The following is a 22,852-nucleotide window of genomic DNA, read 5'->3' as shown; positions in this document are numbered from 1 at the left end:
TGGGATTGTCATCCGGCGCCGATATTGTGACAAGATCGACGCAAAGCGCACTCAGGAGATGGGATTGTCATGAAGATCGCGGTTTTAGGAGGCGACGGTTTCGTCGGCTGGCCAACCGTCTTGCATTTGTCGAAGCGTGGGCACGAGGTCCATATCATCGACAATCTGAGCCGTCGCTGGATCGACACCGAGCTCGGCGTTCAATCGCTCACCCCGATGGATTCCATCCAGGAGCGCTGCCGGGTCTGGCGTGAACTGACGGGAGTCGCCCTACGCTTCCATCTGATCGACGTCGCCAAGGAGTACGAGCGGTTCAAGAACTGGCTGGATGAGAATCGTCCCGCGGCGATCATCCACTTCGCCGAGCAGCGCGCTGCGCCCTATTCGATGAAGTCGGATCGTCACAAGACCTACACCGTCGACAACAACGTCAACGCCACCCACAACATTCTGAACGCCATGGTTGCCGTCGATCTCGATGCGCATCTCGTGCATCTCGGCACCATGGGCGTTTATGGCTATGGCACGGTCAAGGCGCAGATCCCGGAAGGTTATCTGCCGGTCAAGATCCAGAGCCAGACGGGCGAGTGGGAGGACCGCGAAATCCTCTATCCGGCCAATCCGGGCAGCGTCTATCACATGACGAAATGCCTCGATCAGCTGCTTTTCCAGTTCTACGCCAAGAACGACGGCATCCGCGTCACCGACCTGCATCAGGGCGTGGTGTGGGGCACCAACACCGCCGAAACGAAGATGCACGAACAGCTCATCAACCGTTTCGATTATGATGGCGATTACGGCACCGTCCTCAACCGCTTCCTGATTCAGGCGGCCGTCGGCTATCCGCTCACCGTGCACGGCACCGGTGGGCAGACGCGCGCTTTCATCCATATTCAGGATTCCGTGCGCTGCATCGAAATTGCTCTCAAGAATCCGCCGTCATCCGGTGAGCCGGTCAAGATCTTCAACCAGGCGACGGAGACCCATCGGGTGCGCGATCTCGCCGAGCTCGTTGCGAAGATGACGGACGCGAAGATCATTAACCTGCCGAATCCTCGCAAAGAGGCTGATGAAAACGAGCTTTCCGTCTGCAACGAAAAGTTCCTCGCTCTCGGCCTCGACCCGATCCGGCTCGAGGAAGGCCTCTTGTCGGAAGTGATCGACGTGGCCCGCAAATACGCCTACCGAATCGACAAAACGCGCATTCCGTGCGTGTCTGGGTGGACGAAAGAGCGTAACAAGGCGATTAATACCCACCCAGGTTCGCCGAAATTGACGGCAATCTCCTAAAGTTCATAGAAAGTCTCGGCCGTATGGCGAAAGTTGCCTATGCTACCCTTGCCGCAAATCCTGATTACTTGATCGGAGCGACGGCGCTTGCGCGTTCATTCCGTATGACGGAATCGGAAGCGCCGCTGCTTGTCCTGGCCCCGGAGGATCTTCCGGGGCTCGATCAGATGGAGGCGGAAGGGGTGAGCGTGGTTCCGACGCGTCCACCGGAGGTGTCGGAGGCATTTCGCGAACGCCATAGCCGGGCCGCGCAGCATCGCGAAGCGCCCTTTACGAGGGGAGAGAAGCCGAGCTTCCACGACCCGCTTCTCAATTTCGCCAAGCTGCGGCTATGGGAACTCGATGAATATGAGCGCATCGTCTTCGTCGATGCCGATGCGCTCTTTCTGCGCAATTGCGACAAGCTCTTCGGCTATCCGGGGTTTTCCGCCGCTCCGAACGTCTACGACGCGCTCGACGGTTTCCATCGGCTGAATTCCGGCGTTTTCGTAACCGAGCCCGACAAGGCGACCTACGAGACGATGATGCTCGTCCTCGACGCGCCCGACGCGTTCTGGCCCCGCACCGATCAGAGCTTTTTGCAGGATTACTTCGCCGACTGGCACGGCCTGCCGTACATCTACAATGTCCTGCAATATGTCTATTTCCGGCTGCCGCAGCTGTGGAATTGGGACGCCACCAAGATCCTGCACTACCAATACGAGAAGCCCTGGCAGGAGGATCATCCCAAGCGCGCAGAGCTTGGGCCGCTGATCGATCTGTGGTGGAACGTCATGGAAGGGCGCGGATTGCCGGAATCGCTCGATCCGATCGCGCCGGCAACCTGAGAGCCTCTTTCTGCGCATGAGCGAACAGCCGCCTCTTGTTCTCGTTACTGGCGGCACCGGCTATGTCGGCCAGTTGATCGCGCGCCATCTGGTCGGCCATGGTTTTCGGATCAGGCTCGCCTCGCGGCAGCGGCCTCCCGAGGGGCGCTTCTCCTTTCCTTTCGAATGGGTGCCTTTCGAGCTCGATCCGCAGGCCGATTTTGGTGCGGCCATCGCGGACGTCGATCACGTCGTCCATGCCGCTTTCCAGCATGTGGAGGGCCGCTACCGCGGCGGCGAGGGCGACGATGTCGAAGGTTTTTACCGCGCCAACCGCGACGCCTCTTTGCGCTTCCTGACAGAGGCCAAGGCCGCAGGCGTGAAGAGGGCCGTCTTCTTGTCGAGCCGTGCCGTCTACGGGTCTCTGGAGGGTCCGCTCGATGAGACGATGGTGCCCGAGCCGGACACCCATTACGGCCACGTCAAGCTCGCCGTGGAGAGGGGGTTGCGCAAACTCTGCCTTGACCCGCCGGAGACTTTCGCGCCGCTCGCCGTACCGGCCGTCACGCCCGCCATGCCGTCCGTGGGCTTTGCCGGAGCCTCGCTCAGAGTGACCGGGGTTTATGGTCTCGTCGAACCGCTGGAGCGGACGAAATGGATGAGCATCGCGCGCCAGATTCTTGACGGGACTCTCGAAATTGCGCCTCGCGTCGCGACGGAGGTTCATGGCGAGGATGTCGGGCAGGCTGTCGCTCTCCTTCTCGATGCGCCTGCGGAAATGGCCACGGGGCAGATCTACAACTGCTCGGATCTTCTTCTCAGCAACCGCGAGATCGTGGCGGCGTTGCGCGAGGCACTGGCCCGGCCAGGATCGCTGCCGGAAAGGGGCGACGAAAGAAGTGTCGCCATCATGTGTTGTGATCGCTTAAGGAGACTTGGCTGGCAGCCGGGCGGGCGGGCGCATTTTGCCGGCACGATCGATGCGCTTGCCGGCGTTTGTGGAGCCGAAGCGAATGAACCCACAACTTTTCCGTGAGCATCCGCAGCGGGAATACCTGATCCGCGAGCTGCATGCGCGGCCGTCGGAGCCGATGCGCGCGCCATTGCGAATCTCGCAATTCGCCGCCCTGTCGGGCGAAAAGAGTCTGGAGGCCGACCGGGAGCATCTGGCGCGCCTTTGCGCCCGTCTCGGCGGTGCCGCGCCCTCGAGCGAGGCGAAGCACCATACGGCCGAGTTCGGCGGTCTCACGGTGAAATGGGAGCGCCATACGGAATTCTGCTCCTACACCTTCTTCCGGCGGGCGCATTTCACCCACCCCTTCGAAGACACGATCATCGAGGAGCTGCCGCGCGACTGGCTGGCGGAAGTGCCGGGAGAGGTCCTGTCGGCGGTGCATTTGGCAATCATCCCGAAAGAGGTGGAGATGCCGAGCCCGGAGGAGATTTCGCTCCGGCATTTCAATGGCAATCCCCTGATCGGCAATGCCGTGGCTGGCGGCAAGGCTCTGGTCTGGGCCGATTTCCGCCTGCATTCCGACCATTTCACCCGCATCCTCATTCAGGACAAGGGGCTCGAGGAGCGCCATGCCGGCCGCACGGTGCAGCGGCTCGTCGAGCTCAACACCTATCGCGCGCTCGCGCTTCTCGCTTTGCCGATTGCCCAGGAGGCGACGCCGCGGCTGCGGTCGGTCGACGAGGCGCTCGCCGATATCAGTGCACGCATGGCCGACCGGGCCGATCAGACGAGCGACGCCGATCTCCTTCGACACCTGTCACAGCTCTCGGCCGAGATCGAAAGCGTGGCGGCGCGCACCAGCTATCGCTTCGGCGCCTCGCGCGCCTACTACCAGCTCGTCGAGCAGCGACTGCGCGATCTGCGTCTGGAGCGCATGGACGAGGTGCTGACCATCGATGGCTTTCTGGACCGGCGCATGGGACCGGCGATGGCCACCTGCGAATCGGCCGAGGAGCGCCAGGAGGCGCTGGCGCAGCGCGCCGCGCGTGTCGGCAGCCTTTTGCGGGCACGTGTCGAGGTGGAGCTCGAAGAGCAGAACCGAGACCTTTTGAAGAACATGGACGAGCGCGCGCGCGTTCAGCTCAAGCTGCAGGAGACGGTCGAAGGTCTGTCGGTGGTGGCGATCAGCTATTACGCCATCGGTCTCGTCGGCTATCTCTTCAAGGCAGCGGAAAGCGCCGGCACGCCGATCAATGTTGGTCTGGCGACGGGTCTTGCGGTGCCTTTTGTGGCAGGTCTCGTGTGGTACGGGGTCCGCCGGGCACGGCGTGCAGCTGCCAAAAAGACTCCCGATTAGACCACGACCTGAATCTCAATCGACGTTCGTCGACGGCACGGGCTCGCAGGCAATCCCATCATTATCTGCGTCGTGCCGCGGCCAGTAGCCCGGTTCGCCACGCCTGGCGGGTGCGAGCTTGACGAGTCGCGCGAGGCCGCAGTTTGGCGCCGCCGCGTAATGGCGCAGGACAATGGTTGGCGGCAGGTGAGGCTGCACAAGAACGGCGAGGAAGCCCGCGAGAAAAGCCAGGATAATGAGTGCGACGAAGGGGAGCCGACGTTTCTGAGGGGTTCGATAAAGACCGGCGGCTTTGGAAATGCGCGCGAAGCGCTGGCGCAGTTTCTCTGCCTCTTTCTCTGCAAGATCGGGAGGCAGACGGGGGCGCGACGCCGCCGCGGCTTCCCCGTGCCCTTCGTGACATTCCGATCCACCCCTAAGGCCCGGTTGGTGATCGGTCTCGCGTCGTGTATCCCCCGACATGTTTTGCCACCTACGCATGAGGGGTTAACCTTAGGTTGCGAGGGGTGGACAGCGCGCGTACAGCGGCGCGGCTTTCTGAAGCTGTGCTCTGCCGGCGTTACTCGCTCGCCTGCGCCTGTTCGGCAAGGCGCGAGGCGATCTCCGCGCCGTTGGTGCCGTTGCGGGCGCCGATCGTGCTGAGCGTGTCGCCGAGCGAGGCCTTGATCCCGGCCTGGTGCAGCATTTCCAGTGCGGTCTCCGGTTCCAGCCCGAAGGCGGGGGCGGCCTTCTCCAGAGGCGCGTTCGACAAGACCTGAAGCACGGTTGTCGGGCTCACATGCTGAGCGTTTCCCGTCATCCCGGTGAGTGCCACTGATGCCATGAGGGCGATGCCGAAAGCGCCCCGGCCTGCACTCCGTTTGAAGGACCGGGCAACGGCCCGCCAGTTGCTGAGGAAAAGCCAGAGCGCGGCGACGATGAAAAGAACGCTCAGCCATTCATGCGCAAAGCGAACAAGATCGCTGTAGCGATGCGTGAGCATCATGATCCCGGTCACGCCCGAGACGACCAGGAGCGCGACCATGGCCGGCTTCACGATCGTGCCGGTCGGGTCGCTGCCGAGCGAGGCCATGTTCGCGTTCCTTGAGCGCAGACGGTGGAGAGGGAAGGGCGGGGCGTCCCGCCCTTCCGGGAGAAATCAGTCGCGCGGCGGCAAGAAGGTCTTGTTCGCCCGCCAGGCATCGACGCTCCACGGGCCGGGACCGGCGAAGACGAGATAGAAGAACAAGAAACAGAAGAGGATCGCCGCATCGCCGCCGTTCAGCACGGGATAGAAGGCACGCGGGAAATGCGCGAGGAAATAGGCAAAGGCCATGAGGCCGGAGAGAACGAAGGCGACCGGCCGGGTGAACAGACCGATGACGAGGAGCGCGCCCCCGCACATTTCGAGAATGCCGGCGTACCAGCCGAGGCTGAAGGCCGCCGTCACGTGATCGGCCGGTGGGAAGCCCAAGAGCTTCTGCGTGCCGTGCTCCATGAACAGGAGTGCGGCGACGATGCGCACGACACTGAGGACGCGTGGCGCCCAGATTGTCTCAAGATCCTTGGTGGTCATGGGAAATTTCCTTCTTGATGATCGCCTGGATCCGCGAGCCTCGCCCGCAAACCGCCCCGACCGCTTCGTTCGCCCGCACGCGGAGAAAAACCGCTTCCCACGGGCAATGACGAACGATCAGCTTGCCGGAGAAAGCCACAGCATGGCTTCTCCCGCAAATTAACAGCTGGTAAGTCAGAGGCTTAAGAATGGACTCAGATGAGTCGCATGAGGAGACCGTGGAGCTAAGTTATAGGTCCCGCAGGGTTTTCTTTGGTCCTGCACACGCTCTTCAATCTGCCGTGACCCTCTCGCACAAGGTTTCGCGCGTGATCTCTGCCTCCACGGGTGCCGGAGCTTTCCTGTCTCATGCACGAGGTTTGTCGGTGTCGTCCGGGCAGGCGGCGAGGGCGTGTCCACCTGAATCGCGGCCACGAGAAGGATGCAGGAGACGTTTCCCATGACGCGCGTCCTGGCGATCGATCTCGGGGGCTCGGCTCTCAAGGCATGTCTGTTCGAGGCAGACGGGTCCGTCTTGGCGAGCGCGAATGTCGAGACGGGTTTCGAGGAACGGGCGCCGGGGCATTCCGAGCAGGAGCCGGCGCTGTGGTGGGAGGCTCTGAAGAGCGCCTGCGAACGGATCTCAAGCGAGAGCTCGGGTGGGCTCGGCGGCATTGCGGCGGTGGCGCTGTGCGGTTTCACGCGCACGCAGGTCTTTCTCGATCAAGCGGGGAAGAGTGTGCGCCCGGCGCTCGGCTTCCGCGATTCGCGCGCTGAAAGCGCGCTGGCGACGGCGCGGAGGGACGAGGCTCTCGACGCCGACGGAGTGCTCGCAGGCCTCAATGCCTTCCATCCGACCGCACGTCTTCTCTGGTTGAAGGAGAACGAGGCGGAGAATTGGGAAAGAACGCACCTTGTTCTGGAGCCTAAGGATTATCTCAATCTGCAACTGACGGGCATCGCCCGTTCCGACCACGTCTCGCAGCATTGGCTGGCGCAATCTTTGGCCCGCGGCGACGCCTCTGCCGCCGCCCGCCTCGGCCTTGAACGCGCTCTTCTGCCGCCGCTCGGGCAGCCGGAAGATATCGTCGGCCAGGTGCGCGAAGGGCTGCCGGGGGCGCTGAGCGCCCTTGCCGGAGCCAAAGTCCTGTGCGGTTCCAACGACAGCTGGACCGCGGTCGCCGGTCTCGGGGGGCTCAAGAGCGGAAGCGCCTATTGTATTTCTGGCTCTTCGGAGGTCTTCGGCCTGCTGTCGCATCGGCGCGGCGAGGCCGAAGGGCTGATCACCATCCCCTGGGGGGAGGAACTCTGGCATCTGGGTGGGCCAGGCCAGAACGGCGCCAACCTTCTCACCTGGATCGTCGATGGGCTCGATGCGACGCCTCGACCGTTCCAGGAACGGCTGGCGGCGCTTCTGGGCGAGCCTGAAAATCCGCGCCCACTTCTGTTTCACCCGTATCTGCACGGAGAGCGCACACCGTTCTGGGACGGAAACCTTGCGGCCTCCTTTCTCGGCATGACGTCCGGCCACGGCCGGGGCGACCTCGTGCGCGCCGTCATGCAAGGCGTCGGCTTCCTCAACCGCACCGTGCTGGAGCGGGCGGAGACGGCGACAGGCCTTGCCGCGGAAGCCGTTCGCATGGCCGGAGGCGGCACGAAAAGCCCGCTCTGGAATCAAATGCGCGCCGATATTCTCGGCCGTCCAGTCCTTGTCTCTCGCCACGCCGAGATGGGGCTCGCCGGCTGCTTTGCTCTTTGTCGGGTGGCCCTTGGGTTTGCGGAGAACGTCGGCGCAGCCGCACCCGAGGAAGACTTCACCTCCTACCTGCCGAACGCGGCGCACCATGCGCATTACGATGCGCTCTATGCCCTTTTCACCGAGATGCATGAGCCGGTGGCACGTGCTGCCCGGTCTCTCGAGAAGCTTCGCCGGAGGCCGAGTTGAATGCATCGTCCGGGAGCGACATGCGGCTTTAAGAGCAAAGTGCCGATCCGGCCCTTGACCTTACGCCGCATTCTGCGCCACGCGAACGTTCACGCATAATGTACTGAAATGACTCTTGGATGCAGGATGGGGCGAAGAATGAGGCATGGCACAATGCTGCGAGAGCATCGAGGCGTGGCGAGATGAGCGGAAAACCCGTCGTTCTCATCACCGGTGCCAGCGGCGGCATCGGTCGTGCGACGTCTTCGGCCATGCAACGCGACGGGTGGCGGATCTTTGCGACCGATCTCGATGACGGTGGCAAGCTCGCCGATCTGTTGGGCGAAGACGACGCCTACGCCTCTGCCGACCTTCTCGACCGGTCGGCGCCGGAGGCTCTGGTCGATGCCTGTCGCACCCGCTTCGGCCGCATCGACGGCCTCGTGCATTGTGCCGGCACATCGCATGTCGCGGCCTTTCCCGATCAGGACGACGAGGGCTGGGAGCGGGTGATCGACGTCAATCTCTCGAGCGCCCATCGTGTCGGCCGGGCGGTGGGGCGCGCGATGCGTTCTGCCGGAAACGGCGGCGCTATGGTCTTCGTCTCATCGATCGCCTGGCTTTCGGGGGGCGCCAACCCGGCCTATGGCGCGGCCAAGGGAGGCGTCAACACGATGACCTTCAACATCGCCCAGTCCTTGGGGCCGGACGGCGTGCGTGCCAATGCGGTGGCGCCGGGGATCATCGCCACAGAGATGGTGCGTGGGGCTTTCCCGGGCGATGCCTTCGGAAAACTCGAGCGGGCAGCCTCGGCGCGGACGCCTCTGCGCCGTCTCGGTCTGCCTGAGGACGTCGCGGAGGTCGTCGCCTTCCTCATGTCACCGCGCGCCGCTTTCGTGACGGGCGCCGTCATTCCCGTCACCGGGGGGCTGGAATTGATCCCGCCGATCGGCAAGCTCGCGGACCAGGCCGGGTGAGAGATTTCATCGCCAAATACGGGACGGCGCTCGCGGGGCTCCTCGTCTTCGTCTTCCTCATCGTCTTCGCGCGCAATTTCGCCTCCAGCGCCAATCTGCTGAATGTTCTGAAGCAGACGAGCTTTCTGGCGATCCTTGCCACCGGCTTCACTTTCGCGCTGTTGACCTCCGAGCTCGATCTCTCCTTCGCCAATCTTGCGAGCCTTGCCGCCGTCGTCACCGGCGGCCTCATCGCCGGCGGCACGTTTTGGGGGCTTGCCGTTGTCGCGGGTCTTGCCGTCGCCACCCTGGGCGGCCTGGTGAACGGGTTCCTCGTCACCGGCGTGAAGGTGCCCTCTCTCATTGCCACACTCGGCACGGCCGCGATCGCCAATGGTCTGACGTTCATGATCACCGGCGGCGTGGCCTTTGTCGGGCGCTGGGATCCGATGTTTCTCGCCCTGGCGCGCGGCAAGATCTTCGGCATTCCGGTCCTCGTCGTGGTCATGGCGGCCGTCGTTCTGAGCGCCTGGTTCGTGACGCGCAAGACGCGGCTCGGCACGCATATGCTGGCAACCGGAGAAGCGCAGGAGGCGGCCCATCGTGCCGGCATCGCGACGCGGCGCATGAAGCTGATCGGCCTTACGCTCTCGGGGTTTGCGGCCGGTATTGCGGCCGTTCTTCTCGTCGCCAATCTGAGCTCCGCCTCGCCGCAGATGGCGGGCGATTATCTCTTGAACGGTATCGCCGCGGTGCTTCTCGGCATGACCATGTTCGAGCCTGGACGCCCGAACATTGCCGGCACCTTCGTCGGTGCCCTGATCATTTCGGTGCTTGCCAACGGCCTCGTGCTTCTCGGCGCTCCCTATTACCTGCAAGATATCATGCTGGGCGTCATCGTCATCGCCTCCGTGAGCGTCTCTGCCAGCGTTCTGAAGAAGGCCGCATTTTCCGTATGAAGCGCGCCGAAAAAGCCGCGCTCTGCCAACGATAAGAGGGATGAAAATGAAACTCAGATTGCTGCTTTCGCTCGGCGTCGTCGCCTTCGCGGTGACGCGCGCGGTGTCCGCCCAGGCCTTCGAGCTCGGCGTCGTCGCCTTTCAGATGTCGTCGGAGACGCATGCCCGCGTCGCCAATGCCGTCGAAGCCGCCGCGAGAGAAAAAGGCTGGGACGTCGTCGTGCTCAATTCCAACGGCACGCTGCAGACGCATTCCGAGCAGATCGAGAACCTCGTCCAAAGTGGCGTCGACGGCATCGTGCTCGCCATGTCGAAGCCCGTCGAGTTCGACGCGCAGATGCAAGAGGTGAAGGACGCCGGCATCCCGCTGATCACGGTCATGAGCGGGGCCAGCCCGAATGCGCTTTTCGATATTCAGGTCAATGAGTACGCCGTCGGCTCTGAATCGGCGCTCTATCTTCTGGGGCAGCTCGGCTATGAGGGCTCGATCCTGACGGACCGCTTCGAATCCAATGTCGGCACGCGCATCCGCGGCAAGGTGCTCGACGTCGTCTTGAGCGAAAACCAGGCGGTGAAGGAAGTGGGCAGCCATTCGATGGCCCGCACCAAGAGCTGGCAGGAGGATGTGCGCAACGGCATGAATGCTCTCATCATGCAAAATGCCGGCAACTTCGACGGCATCTGGGCTTCCTTTGATGGCCAGGCCTTCATCATCGACGATCTGCTGAAGCAGCAGGGCATGCAGAAGGGCGACGTGGTTCTCGTCTCGACAGATGGTGGGCCGGAAACGTTCCGGCGCATCAAGTCGCCGGATTCCATGCTGATGGCGACGGTGGCGATTCCGTTCGAGGCGATGGGCGAGGCAGCCGTCGATGCCATGCAGAAGATCGCCGTCGAAGGCGCCGAGAAGGAAACCATCACCTCAGGCCCTTATCTCTACATGAGTGCCGATCTCGTCGATCAGTCGAACGTCGACGACTTCATCAAGGAGTAGGCGAGGGGGCCGGTGGGCGAGCCGCCGGCCACTTTGGAAAAAAGATGAGCGACATCCTCACCGTCCGCAACGCCCGGAAATCCTATGGTGCTGTCAAGGCGCTGCGCGGCGCCGATCTCAGCGTCGCGGCCGGCGAGGTGCACGCACTCTGCGGCGATAATGGCGCCGGAAAATCGACGCTGATCAAACTCGTCTCCGGCGTGGAACGTCCGGATGTGGGCGACATTCACGTCCGCGGCGAAAAGGTGCGGCTTGCAAACCCGCATGACGCGCTCGCGGCCGGCATTGCGACCATCCATCAGGATCTCGGTCTCGCGCCGCGCATGATGATCTATCAGAACATTTTCATGGGCTCCGAGCTCGAGAGGCGGGTCCTCGGCATCAAGGTGCTCGACCGCGCCGCCATGATCGCCCGCTCGCAGGATTTTCTGATCTCGCTGAATTCGGTGATGCGCGACATGACCGCCAAGGTGGAGAACCTGTCCGGCGGGCAACGTCAGGCCGTAGCGATTTGCCGGGCGCTTCGCTGGAAGGCGGAAATCATCATCATGGATGAGCCGACCGCCGCGCTCGGCGTGCGCGAGACGGAAGAGGTGATGAAGCTCATCCGCCGGTTGAAGGAAAACGGCGTCACCGTCATCCTGATCAGCCACAACATGCACGACGTCGTGGCCGTCGCCGACAGGGTCACCATCCTGCGCGGTGGCCGGACCGAAGCATCGCTTTCGACCGACGGCCTGACATCGCAGGCTCTGTCGGAGCGGATCATGGGCGGCGACTGAGCGAACAGAAAGGCGGAGAGCGGCCGCCATCCGTGCGGGGCGAGGCCGGTTCGGGCCGAACGCTAAGCCCACCGCAGATCCGACGGACGCTGAGAGCAAATATCGTCCGTGTCCTTCATGCCGGCCGAGCAACGCACTTGACTTCGTCGCGCAGCGAGATTTTATGCGCTTAAACGCATATGCGCAAAACCGTGAGCTTGTGATGGACGTGTCTCTTGTTCTCTCCGCCTTGGCTGAGCCGACGCGGCTTGCCGCCATCCAGATCTTCTGGGACGGCGGGGAGCATTGCGTCTGCGAGCTGATGCAGCGCTTGGAGGCGACGCAATCGCGCATGTCGCGGCATATGGGGGTGCTGAAGGCGGCCGGCCTCGTCGTCGACCGCCGCGATGCGCAATGGGTTCGCTACCGGCGTAATCCGGACCTGCCGCAAGAGCTTGCGGCGATCGTCGATGCGGCCATGGTCGCGCTCGAGGGCGGGTCGACGAGGGCGGCTGCATGAGCGCCTCCGGCTTTGCAGACAGCCCTGCGCCGGGATCAGGTCGTCGCTCCTCGCCACTCCTGTTGTATCTTGGCACCGTCGCAGCGTTCGCGCTGTGGGTCGGCGTTTATATGGGCCTCAAACCGGCTGCCGAAGCGCTTACCGGCTTGCTTCCAGTCTCACGGGAGAGCCGGCTCGGCGAGGCACTCGCCTTCTTTCTCTACGACACGCCGAAAGTGCTGATGCTGTTGGCGCTCGTGGTTTTCGTGATGGGGGTGGTGCAATCTTTCTTCTCTCCCGAGAAGACGCGGGCCTTTCTGTCGGGTCGGCGCGAGGGGGCCGGCAACGTCATGGCGGCTGGGCTCGGCATCCTGACGCCCTTTTGCTCCTGTTCGGCCATTCCGCTCTTCATCGGGTTCGTTCAGGCCGGCATCCCGCTCGGCGTTACCTTTTCCTTCCTGATCGCCGCGCCGATGGTGAACGAGGTGGCGCTTGGCCTTCTCTTCGGTCTGGTCGGCTGGCAGGTGGCACTCCTCTATCTCGCCTTCGGACTTGGCGTCGCAATCGTGTCGGGTTGGGTCATCGGCCGCCTGCACATCGAATCCTGGCTGCAGGACTGGGTGCGCGAGTTGAACGCGACGGGCGGCTGCTGCCGCGTGCCAGAGGACGAGATCACCGGCGTTGAGCGTCTCCGCGAGGGCCTTGCCTCCATGAGGGAGATCGTCGGCCGAGTGTGGCTGTGGATTCTCGTCGGTATCGCTGTTGGCGCCGGCATTCACGGCTATGTGCCGGCGGAGCTGATGGCGCGCATCATGGGTGCAGAGGCCTGGTGGTCGGTGCCGGCTGCAATCGGCCTCGGCATTCCGATGTATTCCAATGCTGCCGGTATCATCCCGGTGGTGGAAGCGCTTCTCGATAAGGGCGCGGCCCTCGGCACGACACTCGCCTTCATGATGGCGGTTCTGGCGCTCTCGCTGCCGGAGATCGTCATTCTGAGAAAGGTGCTGAAGGGAAAGCTCATCGCCGTCTTCGTTGCCATCGTCGGGACGGGCATCTTCAGCGTCGGCTTCCTGTTCAATTTCCTGTTCGGATAAATCGGAGGTGTTTTCTGAGATGAAGGATGTGAAAGTGCTCGGTCCCGGCTGCAAGCGCTGTGAGACGACAGAGGCCATGGTGCGTAATGCTGCCGGGAGGCTCGGCATTGAGGCAAAGGTGCAAAAGGTAACGGACTACGCCGAGATCGCTCGATATGGCGTTGCCTCCACTCCGGGCATCGTCATCGACGGCAAGCTCGTCCATGCCGGAGGCCTGCCGCGGGAAGACAAGCTGGAGGAGTGGCTGACGGCGTGAGCTTGCCCTTCGCCCTCGTATCCGATCGCTGAGAGAAAGAGTTTCGCCGACCATGAACGTCGTCATTCATCACAATCCCGACTGCGGCACCTCGCGCAATGTTCTGTCGATCATCGAGAAGGCCGGCTACCGGCCGACCGTCATCGAATATCTCAAAGAGGGCTGGACCCGCCCGCAGCTTCTGGCGCTCTTCGCTGCGGCCGGACTGACCCCGCGCGAGGCACTCAGGACGACGAAATCGCCGGCGGAGGAGCTCGGCCTGCTCGATCCCGAGGTCAGTGACGAGAAGCTCCTGGAGGCGATGATTGCGCATCCTGTTCTGGTCAACCGGCCGATCGTCTGCACGACAAAGGGTGTGCGGCTGTGCCGGCCGAGCGAGATGGTGCTCGACCTTCTCGATAGTCTGCCGCCCGGGCCGCTCGCCAAGGAGGATGGCGAGCTGATCATCGATGCGAACGGGCGCAGGGTCGCATAACGGGCGTGCTCGCTTACATTTCTGTAACCCGTTGATTTGCCTCAAGCGCGGTATCGCCGGATCTGCTAGATTGCAGAGGATGCTCGCAACTCGGATTCCACGTCTGGCGTCGCTGCTTCTCGCGCTTCTCCTCGCACTCGTCGGCGGACAGGCGAGCTACGCCTACTCGCATGGCCGGACGATGGCGCCGATGGACGTGTCAGAGATGCGCCTCGTGGCCGAGCAGCCGCATGATTGCTGCCAGGAGGCGCCAGCGGAAAAGACCGGCTGTACCGCAATCTGCGCCGCAACCCTGCAAGCTTTCGCCACCACTCACATGCCGGCTGTGCCCGCGCCTCGGCGCGCTTTCGTGGCGGGCATGCGACCCGATGCGAGGGTGCTTGTCGGAACGGATCCGGAAGCCCTGTCACCGCCGCCACGAAGCATCCTTTCCTGAAAGAAGCGGGCAAAGCTCGCAACAGACTGAATCGCCGGGTGAAACCCGGCCCATCTGCACTTTGGAAAGATGCTTCCGATGAAAACTCGTTTTCTTCTCGCCGGCGCTGCGTTTGCCGGCATTCTCGCCGTTTCTTCCGTTCACGCGGAAGGACTTCCGGCCATGACCGTCTACAAGGACCCCTCCTGCGGCTGCTGCACGGCCTGGGCGGACAAGATGCGTACCGAGGGTTTTGCCGTCGAAGTCGTCCCGACCGACGATATCAGCGCCGTCAAGCAGCAGTTCGGCGTGCCCGATGAGCTCGCCTCATGCCATACGGCCGTTGTGGGCGGCTACGTCCTGGAAGGTCACGTGCCTTCGGCGATGGTTGCGCGGCTCCTCGATGAAAAGCCCATGACGACCGGTCTCGCCGTGCCGGGCATGCCGGTCGGCTCGGAAGGTATGGCCATGCCCGGCATGGAGCCGGACACCTATCCGGTCGTTTCTTTCGGAGCTTCCGGACAGTCGACCTATGCCCGCTATCGCGGCGAGGAACGCCTGTCGGATTAAGACACCTGATGAAGAAGAAAGGGCGCTCACCCTTGCGGGGTGAACGCCCTTTCGACTGGCTGGAGGTGCCAGGCTTTCTCTTGTCTATCGGTGACGGGCGGGCAGCTGGGCGTTCATGATCCACGCCAGCGCTTCCCGGGTCTCTTTGGTGGAGCTCTTTGCGTCGAGCTTGCGAAAAATCTCCCGCGCCTCGGCGATCTGATGCACGTGGTAGAGGGCCCAGCCTCTGAGCATCATCATGCCACGCGACTTGCCGTCGAACTCGTCGAGAAGCGCCAAGGCCTCGCGATAGCGCTTCGCTCCGAAGAGATCGTTCACCCGCTGCGCAACCCGTGCCGCCCGCACCTGTTGCGTGCGATCGACGGTCGAGGCGGTCCGCGTCGGGCGCTTGAGCTCCGGTGCGATCGCAGCGACGCTCGGATAGTCCGGCGAGAAACTCTTCAAAAGATCGGCGAGTTCGGACCATTGTTTGAGATGGAAAGTCGCAAGAACGAGGCCGAGTGCCGTCGTGTCCTGCGGCTGCCAGGCCATCGCCTGTCGGAACCAGCTCTGCGCATCATCAAACGACTTGGTGTTGTAATGGTACCAGGCGAGTGCCTGCGCGCCGTCGCCGGACTGCGTCTCTTCGATGGCGTTGGCGAGTTTGGCGACGTAGTCGCGGGTGAGATCAGGCGGCGGATCCATGCTGAGTCGCGCCGCACCGAGGCCGAGAAAGAGGCTGCGCACCTCGGCCGATTCCGCTTCCCATTTCGCGGCGATCGCTTCCGCCTCGTCGGGCTTCTCAAGCGCGCTCAGCGAAAGCACGGCGCCTTCGGCCGATTTCACGTCACCACCGCGATCGAGCGACGTCTTGAACCAGCGCGCCGCATCCTGCCAGTCGTTCTGGCCATAATAGAACCAGCCGAGAAGCGCCGCATCGGACATGGCGCTCTTGTCGGCTTCTACGCCGTCTTCGAAGCGCACGAGTTCGCTACGAGAGACCGTTCCTACGTCTTCGCCGGCGGCGATGGCGCCGATGCGGGCGCGCAACAGATCGTCTTCGACGATCTCGAATTCGTTGCTGCCGTCAGGATTGGTGCGGCCGAGGGAGATCAGCGTCTCGACCTCGCGCACAGGCAGGAGCCCGAGCGCCTTCTGTATGGTCCCGAGCCGCTCGTCCGAATTTGAGGAATCTTGCAGGATCTTTTCGTAGAGAGCGAGCGCTTCCTGCTCTGCGTGGTTGTGTGCGTCGGCTTCCGCCACCCGCCACATGACGTCGACGTCTGCCGTGCTTAGGACGATGTCGCCGCCTCCGGCGATATCGAGAACCTTGCCCCATTGCTTTAGATCCGAGGCGTTGACGAGGCGCTGGCGGGCGCGCTTGTAGGCGACCTTGCTCCTGAGGTCCTCGGACGGCTGCCAGCCCGGTTCGGAATGTCGTCGCGCCTCGATGGCGGCTTCGAGATCATCGAGCCGGTCGGCTGCGAAAAGCTCCCAGAATTCCGTTTCGTCGCTGCCGCCGGTCACCTGGGTGAAGAGATCGTCGGGCGGTGTCCACCCCGGATGCAATTGCTGCAGCCGGTGGATTTCGGCCTCGACACGGTCGAGCTCCTGGTTGCGCGCATAGTAGCGCAAGGCGCTCTCATCGACTTTTGCAACGGCGGCGCCCGACATGTGGGCGGGCGCCTTGATGGTGATGGTCTGGGCCTGCGCTGGTGCGATCCAGGCCACCCCTGCGAGGAGGAGAAACGGGAGCGTTTTCAGCGACATCCGGAATATGCCTCCTGTGCTGCGACGACAGAAAGGGCCTGTAGGGCACTCGGATAATAGAGGTCGGGAAGGCTGTTGCGCGCCGAGGCAGGGAAGGGGGTGCCTTGGCGTGCGCAGGCGACGAGCCCCGCGACCGCCGCATAGCCAGGGCCGCCGAGAGGCTGGACTGCCCGACCCGACATGACATCGACGGTGCTCGGCTGCGCCCGCTCCCACAGCGCCTGATAGGGGGCGAGGTCGGAACGATCTCCGGCCTCAGCCCAGGCGGCATAGAGGGGAACGCGGATCGCATTGTAGGCAAAGGTCGGGGGAAAGCCGTTGGCCGGTCTCGGCTTCTCGCCCGAAAGCGAGATCCAGTCGCTCGGGAGGTTGCTTTTGCCGAAACGGGAGGCCCGCATCAATGCCACGCCGCTGTCGCGCAGGGCATCCCAATCGTATTGCGGAGCGGCCTTTGCGAGAGCCGGGAAGGCCGGAAACACCCAATAGGAGAGGTTGATGACCGGCCCGTCGCGACGATCATCGGCGCGGAACCCGTGGACGCCCGGCAGGATGATGCGGCCGTACGCGCTCTCTTCCGTGGTTTTCTCGTAGATCGCTGCTGCGATATCGGCGGCGGCCTTGCGATATTCCGGTTCGTTGAAGCGGACCGCACCTTCCATCAGTGCCCAGGCGATCAGGATGTCGCCGTCGGTGGCATTGTTGGGGTCCGTGATGTGCGGATCGGCATCGGGCTCCCAGCGCCAGGCGGCAAGGCCGTCGTCGCGGATCAGGAGCTCGGTGACGGTCCAGTTCCACACGCGGCGGAAGGTGACGGGATCATCGGCGAAGGCCGCGAGCAGCAGGCCGTATCCCTGGCCTTCGCTGTGGCTGATTTTGCCATTGCCGTCGTCGATCACGCGTCCGTCGTCGCCGATGAAATTGTCACGGAAATTCGCCCAGAGAGGCGCAGGCAGATCTGCCTGCGTCGCACCGGCGCTCGAGCCGGCTGCGCGGCCGGCAGCCGCGATTTCAATCGGCGTCGAAACGGGTGTGCCTGTGGCCGCGGCCGCAGGCACCGGATCGAAGGTTGTTTCTGCGACATGCGACACGTTTTCCCCCGATGCCATCGGCAGGCGGAGGGCGATGTTTTGAGGAACGGCGCTCGCCATCGTGGCGGCCCTCTCGCCCGGCTCACAGGGCAGCGCGGCCTTCTCCGAGGGGCTGTCGTTCAAGAGCGCCGCGCCCGCCGAAATCGCCAGAAGGGCGGAGAAGGACGCCACGATGGCGGTGACGGAAACGCGCGCGCTCATGACGAATGCCCCACGCGCCGCAGAAGCGCAGTCGTTGCGAGGCCGAGGCATGCGCAGGCCGCGATGAGGCCGAGGACGTAATAGACGATGTTGAGCGACATCCATCCCGCTGCGACGAGGCGAATGTTCTGGAAGGAGAGCGGCTGCGTCGTCACATAGTAGAAGCTGCCGTTCGTGGCTCTGGTGATGTCGCCGTCGTTGCGGCCGAATGCGAGCGCCCTCCCGTCCAGCCGGTAGAGCAGCGACGCCGTGTTGATCTGCGCGACGGAGGCTGCGAGCTCTCCGCTGGTCGGGGCCGTCACCACCGTCCAGGTGCGCCCCTCGTTGGCCGGGGCTTCCGCTTGCGCAAGGACGAGTGTGCTGCCCGGCTTGACCCGCAGCGGATCCGGTCCTTCGCCGAGGCCGATATTCCCGGTGGCGCTCCCGACCTGATCCTTGAGCCAGGAGATCGCCCGCTCGAACGGTCCGCCGAAGCCACCATTCTCGCGCATCTGCTCGGTCCAGTCGTCGAGCGAGACAGAGGGTTGCATGAAAAGCCGTTGCGAGGCGCGTTGCGGCGTCGGATCGTCGCGGCCGGTCGAGCCCGTGTAGAGCGGTGCTTCTCCAAGTCCGGCTCTGCCGACGCGGCTGTTGAGCATCTGCGAACGCCAGGCCTGGCGCATGCCGGCGGCGTCGAGACCGACAGCGTCGGCGACAGAGCCGGGCAGGGCCAGTGCCGCCGCCACGACGATCGAGGTGCCGGCGTCAGCCGGGGGTGCGGAGAAGGCGACCTCGAGATTGAGCGGCGCCCCGCTGACCGCAGCAAGATTGGCTGCGAGCGTCCCGGCGGCGGAAAGCGTGTCGGCGTCGGGATCGGGGATGTAGGCGGCTGTCGTTTCGCCTTTGGCGTAAGGGAACCCGCCGCTGAGGGTCGAAGCGAGATTGGGCATGCGTGCGATGCGCGCGACCGGCGGCAGATAGAACTCGCTCGTATCCATGATGAGGAAGCGGCTCGGGCTGGAGAGCCCGGCAAGCGTGTCGCAACTGCGATCGCTTTGAGAGCGGAGTTGCGCCTCGATCTGCACGCGATTGATGCCGGGATGCAGCACTTTCAGCGGGATCGGGATTTTGCGTCCCCGCATCAAGGCACCGTCGTCGTCCAAGAGTGGCAGCACGGACGCCGTCTGATCGTTCACGCGCACGAGAAGCTGGCTCTTGGGATCGAGCCGTGGCGCAAAGCCGGCCGTCAGCCGAATGACCGCCTGGCTGTAATCCGCCGACAGAAAGTCATAGGGCATACGAATGTTGAAGGAGGTGCGGTAGAGGCGACCGTTGAACTCCTCGGAGACGACGCCGAGGTCGCGCAGGCTCACCGAACTTCCCGGCGGCACGAGGTGGCCGAGGGCGTTTTCAGCGGCGCGCAGCCCGGATGGCGTTCCTTCCGAAGGACCCGTCTTACTCCCGGCTTCGAGACTTGCGAGCGCTGCATTGATGGCGGCGTCGCTGCCTCCCACGATCCAGATGGATACGCGGCCATGAATCAGATCCATTTCGTCGGGAAGGATGACGGAAACGCCGGGCTGCGCCGTCTCACCGGGCTTCAAAACACCGAGCCGACGCAGTTCCTCCGGCGTTCCGATCGCAATCTCGACGCCGGGTCCCGAAACAGGTCCGGTGTCGAAGCGGACTTCGCTGCGGGGCGCCTTTGTCATGATTGCGGCGATCTCGGCCACGCGCAAAAATCTCTCGGTCGCCTTCGGCGTTGGCGTCTCAGGCGCCCGCACGCTGATGCTGACGGCGCCGTCGAGCGCTGGATTGACGGCTGCGAGATCGCTCAAGCGCTCGAAACCGGCGCCGGCCCCCGCAAAGGCAAATCCCGTGACCCCAGGATAGATCTGGGTCCACAATTCGTAGGTTCCCTCGAGAGAACAATCGACGCGGTGCCGCTGCTGCACCGAGATGCGCACGGAATTGTAGCCAGGCTGGAGGAGGCCCGGGGGAACGGAGAGGCGCGTGCGGGCGAGCTCGTCGGGCGATGCGATCGGGATTTCACCGATGCTGACTTCGTTGACCGTCACGGTCAGCGTCGAGCCCTCCGACATCACCGACACGCTGTTGATGTAGCCGAGCTGCATCTCCGCCCGCGAGGCCGCCTGCGTCCTCGTCAGATAGACGGGCCATTCATGACCGGCGGTTTCGCCGTTGAAATGCAAATCGCTCAAGGCTGCGGGAAGGCGACGAAGATCCGGATCGACCTCGGCCACGAGTGGCACGCCGGTGTCGGAGAGGGCCATCTGGCTGGTCGTGGGCTGCGCCCTGACCGGCGCTGCCGATCGAACCTGATCCAGAGACAGGACGACCTTGCCCGCCTGGGCCTGCGGTGCGAGCAGGAGGAGTGCGAGGCCCGCGGTTGCGAGATTTCTCATACCGCATACTCCCAGACGTCATGACCGAGCGAAGCGGTGGCAGCCGTCGATGTTGAGATGGAGCGCCGGCGTTGCGTCTCGCTCGGCTCTGCTTGCTCGACCTGGGGCGTGGCGATGCCGACCGCCGCCGTGCTTTGAGCTGCAGGAGCCGCCGCAGGGGTGGGAACAGATGTCGTTCCGGCTTCGACCGGCATGCCCGGTGCGACATGCAGATGGGACTGAACCCGCGGCAAGGCAGGCTCCGATCGCCCGATTTCGACGCCGAAACCGGTTTCGGCGCTCGTAAACCCTTCCATGCCCGTTGCGGCAGGCTGATTGCGCCTGAGCCCGATCCGGAATGCCCGTAGCGTGTAATAGAAGCTCCAGGAGAGGAAGCCGATCGTGGCGCCGATGACGCTCCGCGGCTTCCGCCGCCGGCTGCGGAATGTCTCGAAGACGTTGGCGCTGCGGTAGAGGAGATCGGCGATGAGCTTGTACTGCGGCGCCGTGAGCTGGATGAATTCCATGCCGAGGAAACGTCCGCGGTCGTCATTGCCGGCGCGGCGCAGAACGACGGCGATTGCCTCTTTGGTGACGCTGCCATCGTCGTTGACGAGACGCAGCATGGCGATTGTAGCTCCGGCCTTCATCGGCGGCAGTGCCTCCTCCAGCGGGCGCACCCGCACGCCGCAGGTCGAGACATCCTCCACCGAGACGGCGATTTCGCCGACACCGACGATTTCGAGAACCGCGCGGCGCACGACGGCGAGACGTTGGGCCCGACGCCTCTCCGGCATTTCGGACACCACGCCGAGCGCGACGCCGGCAATGACGAGATTGATCGCGTTCCACACGCCGCAGATCATCAACAGGTCGTTCCCGGTGGGCTCGGTAAAGTAGCGCCAGGTGGCATAGGCGCCGGTAACGGCGAGGACGCCGAAGATCGCGAAATATGGGCCGGCAAGTGCCGAGAGCTGTTCTTTATCGCTCGTCTGACCTTTCGCTGTGACGTTGAACGTCGGCGCGCGCGGATTGAGGACGACGCTCAGGATTGCTCGACCCAGATAGACCGACTGCACGTATTCGTAGAGCTCCGAGACCCAGGGCCAGCGGAGCCTGCCGTAGAGATAGCTCTGCAGCATGATGTTCACCGCCATGTAGGCGACGGTGTAGCCGACGAACTCACGGAAGCTCGCTTCGTAAATCTGCAGCGAGAAGATGATGTAGAGCAGCGGCGCCAGCATGAAGGTGAGGCGCGTCAGCGGGAAAAGCCAGAAAAGCGACGAGGAAAGGTAGGCTATGCGCTGTTCGAAGCGAAGCCCCCGCTTGAAGAGCGGGTTCTTCAGCATCAGGATCTGCACCATGCCGCGGCACCAGCGCGAGCGCTGGCCGATGAAGGAGACGAAGTTTTCCGGCTGCAGACCGGCGATCAGCGGAATGTCGACGTAACGGCTGTTCCATCCGCGCGAATGCAGCTCAAGTGCCGTTTCGCAATCTTCCGTGATGGAAACGCCGGAAAAACCGCCCGTCTCCTCGAGCGCTGCACGCCGAAGCACGGCCGCCGAGCCGCAGAAGAAGGCCGCGTTCCACTTGTCCAGACCCTTTTGGATCACTGAGTAGAACATCTCGTTTTCCGATGGCATCCGCTCGAAGGTCGAGAGGTTGCGTTCAAGCGGATCCGGATTGAGGAAGAAGTGCGGCGTCTGCACCAGGAAGAGGCGCGGATCGTCAGCAAAATGACCGACGGTCTCGCGCAGGAAGGAGCGGACCGGGCCATGATCGGCATCGAAGACCACGATGAGATCGGCGGTGGAGCAGTCGAGACCGTTGTTGAGGTTGCCGGCCTTCGCGTGTTCGTTGCGCTCGCGGGTGAGGTAGTGGGCGCCGAGCTGCGCGCACAGGCGCTGCAGTTCCGCACGCCGGCGCTTGGCGGGGACTGAGACGTTCGGGTCGGGATTGTTGACCTTCTGCTCGGTGCCGCCGTCGTCGAGCAGCCAAACCTGTCTTTTCTCATGCGGATAATCCATCGCGAGCGCTGCCGCGATGGTGGTGGCGAGAAGGCTTTTGTCTTCGTTGTAGGTCGGAATGAAGATGTCGACGGTCGGAAGCTCCGCATCGCGCAGCTGGCGCGCCCGCTTCCTTTCCAAAGGGTCGGCCGTAATGAACAGGCTGATGAAGAGCATCAGCACTGAGAACATCTCCATGAGGTAGACGAGAAAGCCTGGAACGAAGTTGATCGGTTCCGAAATCGGCGGCAGCGTTGAGGTCGTGCGCCAGTAGACGTAGCGCAGCACAACCGCCGTCGCGAGCGCCAGAAAGACCTGGCGCCAGACGCCTTCCTTGCTGAACATCCACACGGCCGCCATCCCGCCGACGGCCGCTACGCCCATGACGAATTGTGCCTCGATGCTGATGGGCTGCATGATCAGCAGCAGCGTGGCGGTGGTGGCCAGAAGCCACAACGCCACCAGCGGCATCGTTTTCGACATGACGCCTCTCCTACCCCTTGTTGCGGGGATATTGAGCGGCGCTCGTGTTTAAAAGCTTAATTAAATTGCGAATAGGCCGCAGTTTGGGCGGCATGG

At 63.5% G+C, this 22,852-nt stretch carries 22 protein-coding genes; 15 read left to right on the top strand and 7 right to left on the bottom strand.

Annotation, left to right across the window (positions count from 1 at the left end; all coding sequences use genetic code 11):
• Window positions 1-69 precede the first annotated feature (69 nt).
• The 4 genes from NYQ83_RS04075 to NYQ83_RS04060 are packed head-to-tail and all read left to right on the top strand — an operon-like array spanning window position 70 to window position 4,408.
• Window positions 70-1,290, top strand: a complete 1,221-nt coding sequence (locus NYQ83_RS04075; protein ID WP_261212649.1) for an NAD-dependent epimerase/dehydratase family protein — start codon at window positions 70-72, stop codon at window positions 1,288-1,290.
• Between the two features lie 23 nt (window positions 1,291-1,313).
• Window positions 1,314-2,117: a glycosyltransferase gene (locus NYQ83_RS04070; RefSeq protein WP_128293509.1), complete on the top strand. Its 804-nt coding sequence runs from the start codon at window positions 1,314-1,316 to the stop codon at window positions 2,115-2,117.
• A gap of 16 nt (window positions 2,118-2,133) precedes the next feature.
• A complete protein-coding gene (locus NYQ83_RS04065) occupies window positions 2,134-3,132 on the top strand; it encodes an NAD-dependent epimerase/dehydratase family protein (RefSeq protein WP_261212645.1) in 999 nt (332 codons plus the stop codon).
• Window positions 3,110-4,408: a DUF3422 family protein gene (locus NYQ83_RS04060; protein ID WP_261212644.1), complete on the top strand. Its 1,299-nt coding sequence runs from the start codon at window positions 3,110-3,112 to the stop codon at window positions 4,406-4,408. The genes NYQ83_RS04065 and NYQ83_RS04060 overlap by 23 nt, the downstream gene beginning before the upstream one ends.
• Window positions 4,409-4,423: 15 nt before the next feature.
• Here NYQ83_RS04060 and NYQ83_RS04055 read toward each other — a convergent pair whose 3' ends face one another.
• From NYQ83_RS04055 to NYQ83_RS04045, 3 genes are all read right to left on the bottom strand, one after another.
• Window positions 4,424-4,870: an excalibur calcium-binding domain-containing protein gene (locus NYQ83_RS04055; protein WP_261212642.1), complete on the bottom strand. Its 447-nt coding sequence runs from the start codon at window positions 4,868-4,870 to the stop codon at window positions 4,424-4,426.
• Window positions 4,871-4,967: 97 nt separating this feature from the next.
• Window positions 4,968-5,480: a hypothetical protein gene (locus NYQ83_RS04050; protein WP_261212640.1), complete on the bottom strand. Its 513-nt coding sequence runs from the start codon at window positions 5,478-5,480 to the stop codon at window positions 4,968-4,970.
• A gap of 66 nt (window positions 5,481-5,546) precedes the next feature.
• Window positions 5,547-5,963 carry a DoxX family protein gene (locus tag NYQ83_RS04045; protein WP_261212639.1) on the bottom strand — a complete coding sequence of 139 codons (417 nt, stop codon included), beginning with the start codon at window positions 5,961-5,963 and terminating at the stop codon, window positions 5,547-5,549.
• Between the two features lie 439 nt (window positions 5,964-6,402).
• On the opposite strand from NYQ83_RS04045, the gene NYQ83_RS04040 reads away from it, so the two are divergent.
• The 11 genes from NYQ83_RS04040 (at window position 6,403) to NYQ83_RS03990 (ending at window position 14,845) form a co-directional block, all read left to right on the top strand.
• A complete protein-coding gene (locus NYQ83_RS04040) occupies window positions 6,403-7,887 on the top strand; it encodes a xylulokinase (RefSeq protein ID WP_261212636.1) in 1,485 nt (494 codons plus the stop codon).
• Between the two features lie 182 nt (window positions 7,888-8,069).
• Window positions 8,070-8,843, top strand: coding sequence for an SDR family NAD(P)-dependent oxidoreductase (locus NYQ83_RS04035; RefSeq protein WP_261212635.1), 774 nt, complete (start codon window positions 8,070-8,072; stop codon window positions 8,841-8,843).
• Window positions 8,840-9,781 (top strand): ABC transporter permease, encoded by a 942-nt coding sequence (locus NYQ83_RS04030; protein WP_261212633.1) that lies wholly within the window; start codon window positions 8,840-8,842, stop codon window positions 9,779-9,781. Before NYQ83_RS04035 ends, NYQ83_RS04030 begins: the two co-directional genes overlap by 4 nt.
• Window positions 9,782-9,827: 46 nt before the next feature.
• Window positions 9,828-10,775, top strand: a complete 948-nt coding sequence (locus NYQ83_RS04025) for a sugar ABC transporter substrate-binding protein (protein WP_261212632.1) — start codon at window positions 9,828-9,830, stop codon at window positions 10,773-10,775.
• A gap of 44 nt (window positions 10,776-10,819) precedes the next feature.
• The gene (locus tag NYQ83_RS04020) at window positions 10,820-11,557 is read left to right on the top strand and encodes an ATP-binding cassette domain-containing protein (RefSeq protein ID WP_234627493.1); all 738 of its coding nucleotides are present in this window, start codon (window positions 10,820-10,822) and stop codon (window positions 11,555-11,557) included.
• Between the two features lie 202 nt (window positions 11,558-11,759).
• Window positions 11,760-12,056, top strand: a complete 297-nt coding sequence (locus tag NYQ83_RS04015) for an ArsR/SmtB family transcription factor (protein WP_261212631.1) — start codon at window positions 11,760-11,762, stop codon at window positions 12,054-12,056.
• The gene (locus NYQ83_RS04010) at window positions 12,053-13,129 is read left to right on the top strand and encodes a permease (protein WP_261212630.1); all 1,077 of its coding nucleotides are present in this window, start codon (window positions 12,053-12,055) and stop codon (window positions 13,127-13,129) included. The genes NYQ83_RS04015 and NYQ83_RS04010 overlap by 4 nt, the downstream gene beginning before the upstream one ends.
• Window positions 13,130-13,148: 19 nt before the next feature.
• Entirely contained in the window at window positions 13,149-13,385 is a 237-nt protein-coding gene (locus NYQ83_RS04005) for a thioredoxin family protein (RefSeq protein ID WP_234627496.1), read from the top strand.
• A gap of 52 nt (window positions 13,386-13,437) precedes the next feature.
• Window positions 13,438-13,860, top strand: a complete 423-nt coding sequence (gene arsC / locus NYQ83_RS04000; RefSeq protein ID WP_261212629.1) for an arsenate reductase (glutaredoxin) — start codon at window positions 13,438-13,440, stop codon at window positions 13,858-13,860.
• Between the two features lie 79 nt (window positions 13,861-13,939).
• Window positions 13,940-14,296 (top strand): hypothetical protein, encoded by a 357-nt coding sequence (locus NYQ83_RS03995; RefSeq protein WP_261212628.1) that lies wholly within the window; start codon window positions 13,940-13,942, stop codon window positions 14,294-14,296.
• A 78-nt stretch (window positions 14,297-14,374) separates the two neighbouring features.
• The gene (locus NYQ83_RS03990; RefSeq protein ID WP_314733283.1) at window positions 14,375-14,845 is read left to right on the top strand and encodes a DUF411 domain-containing protein; all 471 of its coding nucleotides are present in this window, start codon (window positions 14,375-14,377) and stop codon (window positions 14,843-14,845) included.
• An 84-nt stretch (window positions 14,846-14,929) separates the two neighbouring features.
• On the opposite strand, the gene NYQ83_RS03985 is transcribed toward NYQ83_RS03990, so the two are convergent.
• The 4 genes from NYQ83_RS03985 to bcsA are packed head-to-tail and all read right to left on the bottom strand — an operon-like array spanning window position 14,930 to window position 22,756.
• The gene (locus tag NYQ83_RS03985) at window positions 14,930-16,594 is read right to left on the bottom strand and encodes a hypothetical protein (protein ID WP_261212626.1); all 1,665 of its coding nucleotides are present in this window, start codon (window positions 16,592-16,594) and stop codon (window positions 14,930-14,932) included.
• A complete protein-coding gene (locus NYQ83_RS03980; protein ID WP_261212625.1) occupies window positions 16,585-17,883 on the bottom strand; it encodes a glycosyl hydrolase family 8 in 1,299 nt (432 codons plus the stop codon). Before NYQ83_RS03980 ends, NYQ83_RS03985 begins: the two co-directional genes overlap by 10 nt.
• Entirely contained in the window at window positions 17,880-20,288 is a 2,409-nt protein-coding gene (locus NYQ83_RS03975) for a cellulose biosynthesis cyclic di-GMP-binding regulatory protein BcsB (protein WP_261212623.1), read from the bottom strand. Before NYQ83_RS03975 ends, NYQ83_RS03980 begins: the two co-directional genes overlap by 4 nt.
• Window positions 20,285-22,756, bottom strand: coding sequence for a UDP-forming cellulose synthase catalytic subunit (bcsA, locus tag NYQ83_RS03970; RefSeq protein ID WP_261212622.1), 2,472 nt, complete (start codon window positions 22,754-22,756; stop codon window positions 20,285-20,287). Before bcsA ends, NYQ83_RS03975 begins: the two co-directional genes overlap by 4 nt.
• Window positions 22,757-22,852 lie beyond the last annotated feature (96 nt).

The sequence above is a fragment of the Afifella sp. JA880 genome (assembly GCF_025379905.1).
Lineage (GTDB): Bacteria > Pseudomonadota > Alphaproteobacteria > Rhizobiales > Afifellaceae > Afifella > Afifella aestuarii.
The sequence above is the reverse complement of the archived record's forward strand: the minus strand, read 5'-3'. Positions and strand labels throughout refer to the sequence as shown.

What these genes read in the sequence shown, in the direction of transcription:
- NYQ83_RS03995 (WP_261212628.1), top strand. Translation starts at nt 13,940, where the DNA reads ATGCTCGCAACTCGGATTCCACGTCTGGCGTCGCTGCTTCTCGCGCTT.
- arsC (WP_261212629.1), top strand. Translation starts at nt 13,438, where the DNA reads ATGAACGTCGTCATTCATCACAATCCCGACTGCGGCACCTCGCGCAAT.
- NYQ83_RS03975 (WP_261212623.1), bottom strand. Translation starts at nt 20,288, where the DNA reads ATGAGAAATCTCGCAACCGCGGGCCTCGCACTCCTCCTGCTCGCACCG.
- NYQ83_RS04010 (WP_261212630.1), top strand. Translation starts at nt 12,053, where the DNA reads ATGAGCGCCTCCGGCTTTGCAGACAGCCCTGCGCCGGGATCAGGTCGT.
- NYQ83_RS04040 (WP_261212636.1), top strand. Translation starts at nt 6,403, where the DNA reads ATGACGCGCGTCCTGGCGATCGATCTCGGGGGCTCGGCTCTCAAGGCA.
- NYQ83_RS04070 (WP_128293509.1), top strand. Translation starts at nt 1,314, where the DNA reads ATGGCGAAAGTTGCCTATGCTACCCTTGCCGCAAATCCTGATTACTTG.
- NYQ83_RS04050 (WP_261212640.1), bottom strand. Translation starts at nt 5,480, where the DNA reads ATGGCCTCGCTCGGCAGCGACCCGACCGGCACGATCGTGAAGCCGGCC.
- NYQ83_RS04015 (WP_261212631.1), top strand. Translation starts at nt 11,760, where the DNA reads ATGGACGTGTCTCTTGTTCTCTCCGCCTTGGCTGAGCCGACGCGGCTT.
- NYQ83_RS04075 (WP_261212649.1), top strand. Translation starts at nt 70, where the DNA reads ATGAAGATCGCGGTTTTAGGAGGCGACGGTTTCGTCGGCTGGCCAACC.
- bcsA (WP_261212622.1), bottom strand. Translation starts at nt 22,756, where the DNA reads ATGTCGAAAACGATGCCGCTGGTGGCGTTGTGGCTTCTGGCCACCACC.
- NYQ83_RS04005 (WP_234627496.1), top strand. Translation starts at nt 13,149, where the DNA reads ATGAAGGATGTGAAAGTGCTCGGTCCCGGCTGCAAGCGCTGTGAGACG.
- NYQ83_RS03990 (WP_314733283.1), top strand. Translation starts at nt 14,375, where the DNA reads ATGAAAACTCGTTTTCTTCTCGCCGGCGCTGCGTTTGCCGGCATTCTC.
- NYQ83_RS04035 (WP_261212635.1), top strand. Translation starts at nt 8,070, where the DNA reads ATGAGCGGAAAACCCGTCGTTCTCATCACCGGTGCCAGCGGCGGCATC.
- NYQ83_RS04045 (WP_261212639.1), bottom strand. Translation starts at nt 5,963, where the DNA reads ATGACCACCAAGGATCTTGAGACAATCTGGGCGCCACGCGTCCTCAGT.
- NYQ83_RS04025 (WP_261212632.1), top strand. Translation starts at nt 9,828, where the DNA reads ATGAAACTCAGATTGCTGCTTTCGCTCGGCGTCGTCGCCTTCGCGGTG.
- NYQ83_RS03980 (WP_261212625.1), bottom strand. Translation starts at nt 17,883, where the DNA reads ATGAGCGCGCGCGTTTCCGTCACCGCCATCGTGGCGTCCTTCTCCGCC.
- NYQ83_RS04060 (WP_261212644.1), top strand. Translation starts at nt 3,110, where the DNA reads ATGAACCCACAACTTTTCCGTGAGCATCCGCAGCGGGAATACCTGATC.
- NYQ83_RS04020 (WP_234627493.1), top strand. Translation starts at nt 10,820, where the DNA reads ATGAGCGACATCCTCACCGTCCGCAACGCCCGGAAATCCTATGGTGCT.
- NYQ83_RS03985 (WP_261212626.1), bottom strand. Translation starts at nt 16,594, where the DNA reads ATGTCGCTGAAAACGCTCCCGTTTCTCCTCCTCGCAGGGGTGGCCTGG.
- NYQ83_RS04065 (WP_261212645.1), top strand. Translation starts at nt 2,134, where the DNA reads ATGAGCGAACAGCCGCCTCTTGTTCTCGTTACTGGCGGCACCGGCTAT.
- NYQ83_RS04055 (WP_261212642.1), bottom strand. Translation starts at nt 4,870, where the DNA reads ATGTCGGGGGATACACGACGCGAGACCGATCACCAACCGGGCCTTAGG.